The organism is Litorimonas sp. RW-G-Af-16 (assembly GCF_048319245.1).
GTDB lineage: Bacteria > Pseudomonadota > Alphaproteobacteria > Caulobacterales > Maricaulaceae > Litorimonas.
The window spans coordinates 2,118,161-2,132,481 of the sequence record NZ_CP166993.1 but is presented as its reverse complement, the minus strand read 5'-3'; the positions used below and the strand labels follow the sequence as shown (position 1 = coordinate 2,132,481).

General features: G+C 54.5%; 9 protein-coding genes and 1 pseudogene. 7 read left to right on the top strand and 3 right to left on the bottom strand.

Annotated elements, in window-relative coordinates; translation table 11 throughout:
- The first annotated feature begins 101 nt into the window (after window positions 1-101).
- Both AB8615_RS10485 and AB8615_RS10480 read left to right on the top strand, forming a co-directional pair.
- Window positions 102-1,529 carry an Ig-like domain-containing protein gene (locus AB8615_RS10485; RefSeq protein ID WP_418152357.1) on the top strand — a complete coding sequence of 476 codons (1,428 nt, stop codon included), beginning with the start codon at window positions 102-104 and terminating at the stop codon, window positions 1,527-1,529.
- A complete protein-coding gene (locus tag AB8615_RS10480; RefSeq protein ID WP_418153087.1) occupies window positions 1,489-7,692 on the top strand; it encodes a VCBS domain-containing protein in 6,204 nt (2,067 codons plus the stop codon). Before AB8615_RS10485 ends, AB8615_RS10480 begins: the two co-directional genes overlap by 41 nt.
- A 100-nt stretch (window positions 7,693-7,792) precedes the next feature.
- Here AB8615_RS10480 and AB8615_RS10475 read toward each other — a convergent pair whose 3' ends face one another.
- Window positions 7,793-8,383 carry an SH3 domain-containing protein gene (locus AB8615_RS10475; RefSeq protein ID WP_409432534.1) on the bottom strand — a complete coding sequence of 197 codons (591 nt, stop codon included), beginning with the start codon at window positions 8,381-8,383 and terminating at the stop codon, window positions 7,793-7,795.
- Between the two features lie 112 nt (window positions 8,384-8,495).
- On the opposite strand from AB8615_RS10475, the gene AB8615_RS10470 reads away from it, so the two are divergent.
- The 5 genes from AB8615_RS10470 (at window position 8,496) to AB8615_RS10450 (ending at window position 12,602) form a co-directional block, all read left to right on the top strand.
- Window positions 8,496-9,509 carry a 2-hydroxyacid dehydrogenase gene (locus tag AB8615_RS10470; protein WP_409432533.1) on the top strand — a complete coding sequence of 338 codons (1,014 nt, stop codon included), beginning with the start codon at window positions 8,496-8,498 and terminating at the stop codon, window positions 9,507-9,509.
- Window positions 9,510-9,534: 25 nt separating this feature from the next.
- Window positions 9,535-10,464, top strand: coding sequence for an MBL fold metallo-hydrolase (locus AB8615_RS10465; protein ID WP_418152356.1), 930 nt, complete (start codon window positions 9,535-9,537; stop codon window positions 10,462-10,464).
- A 17-nt stretch (window positions 10,465-10,481) separates the two neighbouring features.
- Window positions 10,482-11,393: an aminotransferase class IV gene (locus tag AB8615_RS10460; protein WP_409432531.1), complete on the top strand. Its 912-nt coding sequence runs from the start codon at window positions 10,482-10,484 to the stop codon at window positions 11,391-11,393.
- An 11-nt stretch (window positions 11,394-11,404) separates the two neighbouring features.
- Entirely contained in the window at window positions 11,405-12,115 is a 711-nt protein-coding gene (locus AB8615_RS10455) for an HAD family hydrolase (RefSeq protein WP_409432530.1), read from the top strand.
- A 100-nt stretch (window positions 12,116-12,215) separates the two neighbouring features.
- Window positions 12,216-12,602: a hypothetical protein gene (locus AB8615_RS10450; protein ID WP_409432529.1), complete on the top strand. Its 387-nt coding sequence runs from the start codon at window positions 12,216-12,218 to the stop codon at window positions 12,600-12,602.
- 24 nt (window positions 12,603-12,626) lie between these two features.
- On the opposite strand, the pseudogene AB8615_RS10445 reads toward AB8615_RS10450, so the two are convergent.
- Window positions 12,627-13,377, bottom strand: a pseudogene (locus AB8615_RS10445) (HesA/MoeB/ThiF family protein).
- Window positions 13,373-14,311: a cysteine synthase A gene (gene cysK, locus AB8615_RS10440; protein WP_409432528.1), complete on the bottom strand. Its 939-nt coding sequence runs from the start codon at window positions 14,309-14,311 to the stop codon at window positions 13,373-13,375. Before cysK ends, AB8615_RS10445 begins: the two are co-directional and overlap by 5 nt.
- Window positions 14,312-14,321 lie beyond the last annotated feature (10 nt).

Genomic DNA, 14,321 nt, shown 5'->3' with positions numbered 1-14,321 from the left:
TTGTCAGGCAACTCCTTTTAAGGTTGTGTTAAGGTAATCGCGCGCTGTTTCTTGGGGCTGCAACCCTTTCGCGCTAGGAAGATTTTTTGGGGGATGGTGTTATGGCACGTTTTATTTTCGGTAGTTTTTTTTCAGATACGATCATTGGGTCGAATGGCAGAGATTTTGTCTTTGGCAATGGCGGCAATGATTACATTGAAACGCGGGGCGGCAATGACATCGTCTTTGCAGGGTCAGGCAATGATATTGTTATAGCCGGCAGCGGTAATGATTTGGTCTTTGGTGGGTCTGGCAATGACTGGATCGAGGGCGGCAGCGGGAATGACTATTTGTCAGGTAGCTCTGGCTCTGACACGCTCTTTGCGGGCAGCGGTAATGACCGACTTTACGGCGGGTCTGGCAATGATATTTTGGTCAGCGGCGACGGATATGACTACTTATCTGGTGGCTCAGGCAGTGACATCCTTATCTTTGGCGGCTCGGACGTCACGGGTTATCGCAATGACTATTTTAACGGCGGTCGCGGGACTGACACGCTCCTTCTTGACCTAAGTGCAGCCCAGTTTGAAAGCCAAGACGTAGCCGATGACTTTGCGCGTTTCCAAAGCTATATTGATGCTGGTTCAAACGGCACGTTCACTTTCACCGCGTTTGATTTGACAATCCGTAGCATTGAAGGCCTGCGCGTCTTCGTTGACGGAGTCGAAGTTGATCCCGCAGATGCTGGCCCAGATGTCGGCGGCGGCCTCGACCCCGTCGCGGTCGACGATGCGTTTGACGTAACAGAAGATGATGCCGTGACAGGCAACGTCCTCGCCAATGACCAAAATGTGGCCGGCGAAACTGTGACGCTCATCGCCGATGTTGATAGCGGCGCGCTGACGCTAAACCCCGATGGCAGCTTCACCTTCGACGCAGGCACAGACTTCGATTCGCTCGCAGCGGGCGAAACGCAAACTGTCACTTTCACATATGAAGTGTCAGGCAATGGCACGACCCGCCAAGCGACCGCGACGATCACGATTACTGGCACGAATGATGCGCCGACGATTTCTGGTGCTGTCAGCGCAGCTGCGGATGAAGATGCAGCTGCATTTACAGTTGATCTCCTTGAAGGCGCTGATGACGTTGATAATGGTGCGGAACTATCTATCGCGGGCCTCACAGGTCTTGTCGCAGGTGTGACTCTCGACGGCTCGACTGTCTCTGTCGATCCATCCGATGCGGCATTCCAAGCGCTGGCGGTTGGCGAGTCACAAGTCATCATAATTAATTATAACATCGTCGACGGCGAAGGCGGTTCTGTCGCGCAATCGGCCACGATCACAATTACTGGCACGAATGATGCGCCGACAGTGGAAGCTGACTTGACGGCGGCGGCGGATGAAGATGCGGCTGCGTTTACCGTTGATCTCCTTGAAGGGAGCCGACGACGTAGACAATGGTGCGGAACTATCTATCGCAGCCCTCACAGGTCTTGTCGCGGGTGTGACTCTCGATGGCTCGACTGTCTCTGTCGATCCATCTGATGCGGCATTCCAAGCTTTGGCGGCGGGGGAAACGCAAGTTATCACACTTAATTACAACATTGTCGACGGCGAGGGCGGTTCTGTCGCGCAATCGGCGACGATTACCATCACGGGCACGAATGATGCCCCTACAGTGGAAGCTGACTTGACGGCGGCTGCGGATGAAGATGCGGCTGGTTTTGACATTGATTTGCTCGATGGGGCTGACGACGTCGATAATGGTGCAGAACTATCGATTGCAGCCCTCACAGGTCTTGTCGCAGGTGTGACTCTCGACGGCTCGACTGTCTCTGTCGACCCATCCGACGCGGCGTTCCAAGCTTTGGCGGCGGGTGAAACACAAGTCATCACATTGGAATATAATGTCGTCGACGGCGAGGGCGGTTCTGTCGCTCAAACGGCCACGATCACGATTACAGGCACGAATGACGCGCCGACAATCGGAGAGCCTTTGGGCGTCGTGACGAGCGAAGACGGGGACGCTGCCACGCTGGACCTCTTGATTGATGCAGCAGACGTTGACAATGGCGCAGTGCTCTCTGTCGCCGACGTCACAGGGCTCTCGGCGGGCATAACGGTCGATGGCACAACGCTGTCTGTTGACCCTTCAAATGCCGCTTTCCAAGCGCTGGCGGCTGGAGAGATTTCAAGTTTTGTTATTTCATATAATGTCGTTGATGGTGAGGGCGGTAGCGTGGCTCAGGAGGCGACGGTTATCGTGGTCGGCACAAATGACGCGCCAACTGTTACCGGTGCGTTGATGGCAGCTGCGGATGAAGATGCGGCTGGTTTTGACATTGATCTACTCGAAGGTGCCGACGACGTAGACAATGGTGCGGAACTATCTATCGCAGCCCTCACAGGTCTTGTCGCGGGTGTGACTCTCGATGGCTCGACTGTCTCTGTCGATCCATCTGACGCGGCGTTCCAAGCTTTGGCGGCGGGGGAAACACAAGTTATCACGCTGGAATATAATGTGGTTGACGGCGAAGGCGGCTCTGTCGCTCAAACTGCGACGATCACGATTACAGGCACGAATGACGCGCCGACAGTGGAAGCTGACTTGACGGCGGCTGCGGATGAAGATTCTGACGGCTTCACGGTTGATCTCCTTGAGGGTGCCGACGACGTTGATAATGGTGCAGAACTATCGATTGCAGCCCTCACGGGTCTTGTCGCAGGTGTGACTCTCGACGGCTCGACTGTCTCTGTCGATCCATCTGCCGCGGCGTTCCAAGCGCTAGCGGCTGGCGAAACGCAAGTTATCACGTTGGAATATAATATCGTCGACGGCGAAGGCGGCTCTGTCGCTCAAACGGCCACGATCACGATTACGGGCACGAACGATGATCCCACAATCTCTGGCGCTGTCAGCGCGGCGGCGGATGAAGATGCGGCTGCGTTTACAGTTGATCTCCTTGAGGGTGCCAACGACGTAGACAATGGCGCGGAACTATCGATTGCAGCCCTCACAGGCCTCGTCGCAGGTGTGACTCTCGACGGCTCGACTGTCTCTGTCGATCCATCCGATGCGGCATTCCAGGCGCTGGCGGCGGGTGAAACACAAGTCATCACGCTGGAATATAATGTCGTTGATGGCGAAGGCGGTTCTGTCGCGCAAACGGCCACGATCACGATTACGGGCACGAATGACGCGCCGACGATTTCTGGTGCTGTCACGGCGGCAGCGGATGAAGACGCGGCTGGTTTTACGGTTGATTTGCTCGAAGGGGCTGACGACGTAGATAATGGTGCGGAACTGTCCGTTGCTAATGTCTTCGGCCTTGTGCCGGGCGTAACATTGGACGGCGCCTCGCTATCTATTGATCCATCCGATGCAGCCTTGCAGTCTTTGGCGGTTGGCGAGTCGCAAGTCATCACGCTTAATTACAACATCGTCGACGGCGAAGGCGGTTCTGTCGCGCAGACCGCGACGATCACGATTACTGGCACGAATGATGCGCCTACTGTGACAGCTCTCACCGAGACGTTGTCAGAGGATGCCAGCACACAGTTGATCGATCTTTTGGTCGGCACGGGTGACGTGGATAATGGCGCGGTGTTGAGCATTGCGGAATTGCCTGACAATCCACTGCCTGCTGGGTTTACCATTCTCGATAATGAGCTGCGCGTTGCGGCTTTCCAAAACGAAGAGATTCAGGCTTTAGCAGAAGACGATACGCTCGACATCACGATTGATTTCCAAGTAGTCGATGAGCTGGGTTTGGCGACGACGAACTCTATCACCCTGACATTTACAGGGGCCAATGACAGACCCATTGTTACGCGCAATACGCCGCTGCAGGAATTGCCATTTGACGAGGCTTATAGCTTCACTTTGCCAGCCAATACATTCGTAGATGTTGATACTGGCGATAGCTTGACGCTTAGCGCGAGTGTTGCAGGCGGCGGAGAGTTGCCGGATTGGTTGAGCTTTGATGCGGCGACTGGCACATTCTCTGGCACACCGACAACAACGGATGGCGGCGGCGTACGCGTCGTTGTAACTGCCACAGATAGTTCGGGTGAATCAGTCAGCACGAATGTCACATTTGCAGTTGGCAGCGGCGTGATCCTCGGCACAGAAGAGGACAATGACCTGGTCGGCACAAGTGGCGCAGATACGTTCTTTGGCTTGGAGGGCAATGACCGTATGGAAGGCCTCGGCGGTAATGATACCTACGTGATCGAGATCGGCGACGGGAATGACATCATTGATGACAATGGCTTTAACGGCGTTGATACGGTCATCTTTAATGGCCGCACTCTGGGCGAAGCCACGATCACGCGGGACGGAGCGTCTAACACGATCACATTTAATTTCGACAATGGCGACAGCGTCGAATTGGTTGAAGCTCTAGATCCAAGTTTCGGAGATATTGAAAGCGTTGTCTTTGACGATGCGACACTGGACAATGCGGCGCTGCGCGCTCTGGTCATTGATACGTTTACGACAGTCGGTGGTGACATCATCTTCGGGACGGAATTTGCAGATGCCTTTGAAGGCGGAACGGGCAATGACCGCATGGAAGGTGGTTCGGGCAATGATACCTACACTTTCAACATTGGGGATGGTCAAGACATCGTTGATGACGGCGGCTTCAACGGCGTTGATACGCTGGTGTTTAACGGTCGCGACCTAGACGACGCCACGTTTACACGGGACGGCGGCTCTAACACGTTCACCATCACATTTGACAACGGCGATAGCGTGCAAGTGATCGACGGACTGGACCCGAGCTTTGGCGATATTGAAAGTGTTGTCTTTGATAATACGACACTTGATGCTGCAGGATTGCGTGCTGTCATTCTCGACACCCTTTCAACGGACGGAGATGATTTCATTATCGGAACGGAGTTTGGTGATACGCTGACAGGTGGCCTTGGCAATGACCGTATCGAAGGTAATTCAGGCAATGACACTTATATCTTCAACATTGGTGACGGCCAAGACATCGTCGATGACGGTGGGTTTAACGGCCTTGATACCCTCCAATTCAACGGCCGCGCCTCAACGGAAGCGATGTTCAGCCGCGATGGTGGATCAAATACGATCACGATCAGTTTCGCGAATGGCGATAGCGTCGAAGTCATTGGTGGGCTGGACAACAACTTCGGTGATATTGAGCAAGTCGTGTTTAGCGACGGCACTTTGACCGATGTTCAATTCCGCGAGTTGATCTTTGATTATTTCTCAACTGATGGGGATGACGTTGTCTTTGGCACAGAGTTCAATGACACGCTGGAAGGTGGCCTTGGCAATGATACGCTGGAAGGTCTGTCAGGCAACGACACCTATGTGTTTAATGTCGGCGATGGCCAAGACACGGTCGATGATAATGGCTTTGGCGGCGTCGACACGATCCGCTTTGAAGGCCGCGAACTCGCGGATGCAACATTCGACCGTCCAGATGCAACAGAGACTGTGACGATCAGCTTTGCCAATGGCGATGTTGTGACAATCGTCGATGGACTGGAAGGCTCAACAGGCACGATTGAGACGATTGAATTTGTTAATCCTGACGGAACAGTCGAGACGCTCGATAACGCAGCTTTCCAAGCCGCCGTTTTGGCGGGGCAAATCACGACGGGCGATGACAGTGTTTACGGTTCAGGTGCGGCTGAAACAATCGAAGCTGGCACAGGCAATGACATGCTCTTTGGCGGCGCCGGTGGGGACACTTACGTGTTCAACATTGGCGACGGGCAAGACACGATTGATGACAATGCTTTTGGTGGGTCTGATCAAGCGGTATTTGTCGGCAGAACGCTGGCGGACGCCACCTTTACTCGGATCGGCACCTCGAATGACCTGCTGATCAGCTTTAACAATGGCGACACAGTCGAGATCGTCAACGGTCTGTCCACGACATTCCGTCGGATCGAGACATTGGTGTTTGACGGTATTCCTGTCTTGATCGAAGATATTGAGCTGACTGTCCTGCCAATCATCGGCACGGATGCAGGGGAAACTCTGCGCGGCACAGTTGATGACGACACCCTGATCGCAGGACTCGGCGATGATTTCATCGAAGGTCGTGCGGGCGAAGATGTCTATCAATTTAGCGCTGGCGACGGTGCTGATCGTGTTGAGGACAATGGGCAGACAGGCGAAACGGATACGCTTGAATTCCGAGATTACGATCAGAGCGATGCGTCCTTCCTCCGTCAGGGTCCGAACACGGTTCTAATCGAGTTCGGCAATGGCGACAGTGTGCGGGTGCAGAACGGACTTACCACTGGCAGAGATGAAATCGAGCAATATGCTTTCCGCGATCAGACAATCACGGTTCAGGATGTGCGCGATATTTTAGCGTCACTGCAAGGCACGTCAGGTGATGACGCGATCGTAGGACAAGCCGCAGATGAAATCTTTGAAGGCTTTGCCGGCGAGGACGTCATTGATGGTGCGGGCGGCGATGACTTTATCGACGGCGGCGAAGGCAATGACACGCTCATCGGCGGCACGGGCAATGATACTTTGCGCGGCGGCGACGGGGCTGACACATATCAGTTCGCGTCTGGCGATGGATCTGACGTGCTGCAAACGCAATTCGGAACGGCTGATGCTGACCGTCTCGTCTTCACAGATTACGATCTGGCTGACGCTACATTTGCGCAAGGCGATGCTGCGGAATTCCAGACGAATGACCTGGTTGTATCTTTCGCCAATGGCGATCAAGTGCGTATCCAAGGGTTCTTCGAAGATTCTATCGCGTTTGACGCAATCGAATTTGCCAATGATACCGTCACGCGCAGTGACGTATTGGCCCAACTGATCGCAGACCAGCAAACGGATGGGAACGATATCATTGTCGGCTTTAGCAGCGATGACACCTTTGATGGTGGCCTCGGCGATGACGAAATTTCGGGTAATGGCGGCGATGACATCTATCTTTATAATGCAGGTGACGGAGCCGACCTGATATTTGAAACCTTCGGCAATGACACAATTAACTTCGGCACCCTCAATGCTGCGGATGCCGTTGTGACCAATGGTCTAGAAGGTATTCGAGTTGATTTCGGTGGCGGTGATAGCGTGACAATCGCTGCGCCTCGCCCGTTCGGTGACGGCGAGTCTCCAGACTTCGGGATTGTTGAGAGCTTTGTCTTTGCGGACGGCACACTGGATCTGGAAGGATTGCTCGACCTCGTTGAGCCGCCCGCAGAAGGCATTGTTGTCGTCGGGACTAATGAAGGCGAAACTCTGCTTGGCACAGATTTGTCAGATACGCTTACGGGCGCAGGTGGCAATGATACGATACGCGGTGGTTTGGGTGACGATACCTATATCTATAACGTCGGCGATGGGTTTGACTTCATCGATGATGCTGGCGGAAATGATACGCTGGTTCTGAACGGTATCACGCCAGATGATGTGTTCGCGCTCTCAGGCGTTTTCGTCGTTGATCCAGAGCTAGACGGGCCGCTAATGCCGCCCTCGAGCATACTCGATATTCGCGGCATCGACGCACCAAGCGGCGGCGTGGAATTCATTCTCGACAGCATCGAGACATTCGTCTTCGTGCCAGATGTGAATAATCCAGACCGGACGATCATCCTGACCTATGAAGAACTCTTCGGTGGTGATGGCGGTCCAGGCTTCCCGGGTGGTCCAATCCCAGTCGGCGAAGTAATCGAAGATACAGATTTATTCGTCTAATATCTGAGCTATCAAACTATAAAAAGGCCCGCCATGTGTGGGCCTTTTGTTTGAAAGGTGATCTAATTAATTAGATATGACAAGCGCGGCAAGGTCATCGCTATCGTAGGCTTTGCGCGCCCCATAAATGATCACGCGCTGTCCAGCCTTTCAGGCCATTTTCAGCTCGCACACGACACCACCCTGCGTCATTACATTCTTCAAGTTTTAGTAGCGCGTCGCGGTCGCTGATCGCCACGAGGGTTGCACCGTCTTTGGGCTTGGCATGAAGCTGCGCTTCTTTCAGTGTCAGGACATAGCGGTCGCCTGACAATGTCGGTTTGCGCACCCACGCTTCATCGCCCGAAATATCGCGGACCCGCCGCCACATTTCTGTCTCTGCCACCACCAGCAATGGCAGGCTGCGGCGTTGATATTGCCACGCAATCGGATGGTCCAGGCTCGGCCCTGTGCGGCCATTGACCCGTCCGAATTTCAGGCTAACAAAGCGCGGTACAACAAAGCCAGACGGCGTGTTCTGCGCCGAGACATGATAGAGATTGCGAAGCTGCGGCACGTCCTCAACCACGCGCGTAATTTTGACCTTTGGCGCAGTCTGCACCTCATCCGTGGCGGAAGAATCCTGGGCTGTCCCTAAAGGGCTGATCCAGATTGCGGCGCATATTAATAAAGAGGTGAGGGTTGTTTTCATGGCTCCTGTGATCACCTGCCATGCTTAACACGCGGTTAAGACGGGTAAATATTTGCGGTGATCTGCGCGGTTAGGGATTGAAATTTCCTGCAAAAGGGCGTGTAACAGGGTCATGAACACATCGTCCAAATCATCGCCTAAAGTTTTCGTCACGCGGCGCTTGCCGCAAGAGATCGAAGTGCGAATGACAGATTTGTTCGACACGACCTTGCGCACCTCTGACACGCCGCTATCCCAAGATGCCCTAAAAGCCGCGATCAGCCATTGCGATGTCTTCGTGCCAACTGTGACAGACAAGATCGACGCAGACGTTATCGCGGCGGCGGGGCCAGAGCTACGCCTGATTGCGAATTTCGGCGCAGGCACAGATCACATTGACGTCGCCGCAGCGCATGAGCGTGGGATCACCGTCACGAACACGCCGGGCGTTTTGACCGAAGATACGGCGGATTTGACGATGGCAATGATCCTCGCACTGCCGCGACGGCTCGTCGAAGGCGACCGCCGCAATCGCGCGGGAAAATTCAAAGGTTGGGGGCCAAACCACATGCTGGGCCATCGTGTGCGCGGCAAGGCGCTCGGCATTGTCGGCATGGGCCGTATCGGGCAAGCGGTCGCAAAACGCGCGCATGCTTTTGGCTTGACCGTGCATTATCATAATCGCCGCCAAGCCCCCAAAGGCATAGAGCAAGCCCTCGGGGCAACCTATCATGCGAGCCTAGAGGACATGTTGGGACAGGTCGACATCCTATCCATTAATTGCCCCGCCACGCCAGATACGCACCACTTGATCAATGCGGAACGACTGAAACTCATGCGACCGACCAGTTTCATCGTGAACACATCGCGCGGCGAAGTCATTGATGAAGCCGCGCTCGCCGCCGCTCTAGAGGCAGGCATGATTAGCGGGGCGGGCCTTGATGTCTATGAAAACGAACCTATGCCTCACCCTGCTTTGCTGGGTCTGCCCAATGTTATTCTCTCCCCGCATATTGGCTCAGCCACACATGAGAGTCGCCGCGAAATGGGTGAAAAAGTCATGATCAATATCCGCGCGATGATTGATCATCATGCCTGTCCTGACCGTGTTTTGCCGCCCGGATCGAGCTTTTCGCTCGCGTCCTAACCCCTATTTGAGTCTGGAGACTTTTATGTTGAAATCAGTTTTACTATCCGTATCGGTGCTTGCGCTTATCGCTTGTGGGGCACAATCCTCCGCTGATGCGGCGCCCGCTCCTGAACAGTCTAAAGCGGCTGCGCCAGTTGAGAAAAACATCACGATCAAAGACCTCGGCAATGATTTCTATATGCTACTCGGCCCGGGTGGGAATATTGGCGTGTCAGTTGGCGAGGACGGCGTCTATGTCATTGACGATAAATTTGCGCGCTTCGGTGAGGAGATCATTGCGCGCATAGGCGAAATTACAGATCAGCCAATTAAATACGTCCTCAACACCCATCATCACGGCGACCACACAGGGGCAAATGCTGTCATGAAGACGACTGGCGCAACCGTTATGGCGCATGACAATATACGCGTGCGGATGAGCGAACCTTACAAATCCTCGCGTTCTGAGACGGGCATGAGCCAGCCAACAGACCCGTCCCTCTGGCCGACTCTGACATTTTCTGACACGACGACGTTGCACTTTAATGGTCATACAGTGAAGCAAATCCACGTCCCGTCTAGCCACACAGATGGCGATAGCATTGTGCATTTCGTCGAGGCGAACATCGTCCATATGGGTGATAATTTCTTCCTTGGCATGTTCCCCTTTGTGGACGTTGACAGTGGCGGTAATCTGAACGGCATGATCGCGGCACAAGAAAAAGTATTGAGCATGATCAATGCGGACACCCAAGTCATTCCGGGCCACGGGCCGCTGGCGGGGCGGGCTGAATTGGAAAGCAGCATTGCAACGCTGAAAACTATCCGCGATCGCGTGCAAAAACATATGACGGACGGGAAGACTTTGGACGAAATCATTGCCGCTAAACCATTGGCCGATATGTCTGACATGAACGGATTTATCAAAGAAGACGGCATGGTCACAGCGGCCTATCGCTCGCTTCAAAATTAATTAATTAGGTCAAACTTATGTCTTTTGGAACTCACGCCTATGTGCCTGACCCGCGCAATGCTGATGTCTTGTTTAACGTCAATGGCGATCTCGTCTCGCGAGATAAGGCTGTCGTCAATGTCTTTGATAGCGGCTTCATGCTGGGCGATGGTGTGTGGGAAGGCTTGCGCGTTCATCAGGGTAAGATTGCCTTTCTAAAGGACCATCTGGACCGCCTCTGGGAAGGGTGCGCCGCGCTCGGCTTTGATATTGGCGTGACGAAAGCGGCGTTGACACAGCGCCTCATGGACACATTAGCGGCGAATAAGATGGAGGAGGATGTGCATATCCGCCTCATGGTCACGCGCGGATTGCGCAGTACGCCCTATCAAGACCCGCGTGTTGTGGTATCGTCCGCGACTATCGTTATTGCGCCAGAGTATAAAAAACCTGCGCCAGAAACAGCGACGCGCCCGCAAAAACTCTATACAGTTTCCGTGCGGCGCGGACGCTCCGATGTGCAAGACCCAGGGCTTAACTCACACTCCAAAATAAACTGCGTCACCGCTTGCATCCAAGCGATCGAAGCGGGCGCGGATGAGGGCTTGATGCTCGATCCGCAAGGCTTTGTCGCGACCTGCAACTCTACGCATTTCTTTATTGTAAGGAACGGCGAAGTCTGGACAAGCTCTGGCGATTATTGTCTTGGCGGGATTACGCGCGGGAAAATTGTGGAATTGTGTAAGGCGAACGACATTCCCGTGTTTGAAAAAAACTTCAGCTTGATGAAATGCTACTCCGCTGATGAAGCGTTTACGACAGGCACCTTTGCAGGGCTCGCGCCCGTAGGCACAATCGATGGTCGCCAGATTGGCACAGGCGAGCGGGGGCCGATGGTCGAACGCTTGCAGAACCTTTATCTAGATTTGATCCACGCAGACACGGCTTAATGCGGATTTGCATGTGGTCGGGGCCGCGCAATTTGTCGACGGCGATGATGCGGAGCTTTGGCGCGCGCGCAGATATGTCCGTCATGGACGAGCCGTTCTTCGCGCCTTTTCTAGACGCCACAGGCAAAGCACACCCCGGGCGGGACGAGACGCTGGCGACGCATCCTACTGACCCCAAGATCGTGGCGGCTGCCTGTGCGGCGAAACCTATAACCGCGCACAGTTTTCAAAAACATATGCCACATCACATGTTGCCAGATTTCCCGACCGATTGGATGGAGTCCCGTGCAGATAATGAGGTGCAGCACTTCTTTTTAATTCGAGAGCCCGCGCGGGTGATCGCTTCCTATGCCAAAGGTCGTGCGGCCTTTGATCTGGATGATCTTGGTTTCGCGCCGCAGCTCCGCCTTTGGGAAGAATTAGGCCGCCCGCCTGTCATTGATAGCCAAGACATATTGCGCGCGCCCGAACCCGCTTTGCGCACTTTATGCGCGGCCATTAATTTGTCCTTTGACCCTGCCATGTTGTCCTGGGAGGCGGGGTCGCGGACAACGGATGGCGCATGGGCGCCCTATTGGTATGCCTCCGTTGAGGCGTCGACAGGATTTTCCCCTGCACCTGCGACAACCCCGAATGTGCCGCATGAATATGCTGACATTTTGGCGGCTTGTGAGGCTGATTATGCGGCGCTGAAAGCCGCAGCTCTGCCCGTCCCAATCTGAAACAGTCCTCCGAACTTAATCTCAAAAATTCCCCCATCGGGTGCAAAGACTTCCAAAAGTTAACACAAACGTCCATTCTGTTAACAAATAGGAGTTCGCTATGACGAAAAAGATTATCTTGAGTGCGATAGCCGCTTTGGTCGCGATGCCCGTCATGGGCGCCGCGACAGATGCGTCAGCAAATTGCGCCTATATGAGCGGATCATACTTGGTCACCTGCGAGAGTGGGGTGAAAGTCTACCGTCATAATGCGCCGAGCCTGCGGACTGTTGGACTGGATAAATATACCGCGCGCGTCGAAACAGCCAAAATCTATGCCCGCGAATCGCGTCGCCGCACAGAGGCATATTCCGCGATCGCCGCAGACCGCAATCGTCTGCGTCAGCAAGCGCTCGACAATCAGCGCATGTTCTATCGTCGCGCAACACGTCCAACGCAGAATTATGGTCGTATTTCGACGGTCACACGTCTTCGCACGCGGTATTAATTTTTGAAGTCAGGGTGGCTTGCGCTAGCGTGAGCCGCATTGGGGGCAGTGAGAGTCGCGCGGTAAATTAACCGTGCGCCCTTCACCTGATAATCCATCATAAAGATATAGCCGCCCGAGCAGGGGCTGTCCTGCGCCCGTAATTAATTTAATCACTTCCAACGCCATCATCGATCCGATGATGCCTGCCAATGCCCCGACAACGCCGACCGCTGCGCAGGTCTCTGCATCGGGGGGAATTTCTGGGACAAAACAACGATAGCACGGCCCGCTCCCGTCGGACGCAAATCCCATCACTTGACCGTCAAACCGTCCTAACGCCCCTGAAATGAGGGGGGTTTTCAGGACCAATGCTGCCGCGTTAATGGCGAAACGCGTGGCGAAATCATCCACCCCGTCAATGATCACGTCATGCCCCGCAAGCAAGCGCTCGGCATTGCCTGCGGTTAAGCGCGTGATGTGGTGAGTGACGCGAATATCTGGATTTAAATCACGCAAGGTATCGCCCATAACCACGGCTTTGGGCATGCCAACATCTGTATGCACGAATTGTACTTGTCGCTGCAGGTTGGACGCTTCGACCTGATCATCATCGATGATTGTAATCTGTCCGACACCCGCCGCAGCCAGATAAAGCCCCGCTGGCCCGCCGAGCCCGCCCGCCCCGACAAGCACGACTTTCGCCCCTAGCAAAGCCTGCTGCCCCGGCTCCCCCGATCTCTTTCAAGACCAAGTGTCGGGCATAGCGTTCAATGGAATCAGGCGTCATCCTAATCAAACAATGGCGTGGAGAGATAGCGCTCAGCGAAGCTTGGAATGATCGTCACGATGCGTTTGCCGCGCATATTCGGGCGCGCTGCTACGAGGAGGCTCGCTGCAATGGCGGCGCCAGAGCTAATGCCAACGGGCACACCGTCTTCAGCCGCCACGTGCTTGGCTGTGCCAAATGCTGCGTCATTATCTATCGTCACAACATCGTCGATCAGGTCCGTATTTAGCACGTCTGGAATAAAGCCCGCGCCGATCCCTTGAATTTTATGCGGGCCTTTCGTGCCTTCTGAAATCATGGGGGAGCCGACAGGTTCGACAGCGATGATCTGGCAATTCGGGTTCTTCTCTTTGAGGAAACGCCCCGCGCCAGAGAGCGTGCCGCCCGTGCCGACACCCGCAATAAAGGCGTCCACTTGCCCGTCGCAATCGTGCCAAATTTCAGGGCCAGTCGTGCGGTAATGGATGTCTGGATTGGCGGGATTGACGAATTGACCCGCCTGCACCGCGCCGGGTGTGTTCGCGCAAATCTCGTCCGCCTTCGCCATCGCCGCTGGAATGCCGCCCGCCGCTTCGGTCAGCACAAGCTCCGCGCCGAGCAGTTTCATCATCTTGCGCCGCTCGATCGACATTTGCTCTGGCATGACCAAGATCGCTTTATAACCCTTGGCCGCCGCCGCAAAAGCGATACCGATTCCTGTATTGCCAGAGGTTGGCTCGACAACGGTGCCGCCGGGCTTCAACTTCCCGCTGGCTTCCAAATCCTCAATCATCGCAATTCCAATACGGTCTTTGACAGACGCAATCGGATTAAAAAACTCAAGCTTATAGCAGAGATCAGCAGGCAATCCCTCCGTGATGCGCGGAAACCGCACGAGCGGTGTATTGCCCATGGTCTGCATGATATTATCGTAAATGCGTCCGCGAATAAGGTCGGTCATATGGGGGTCC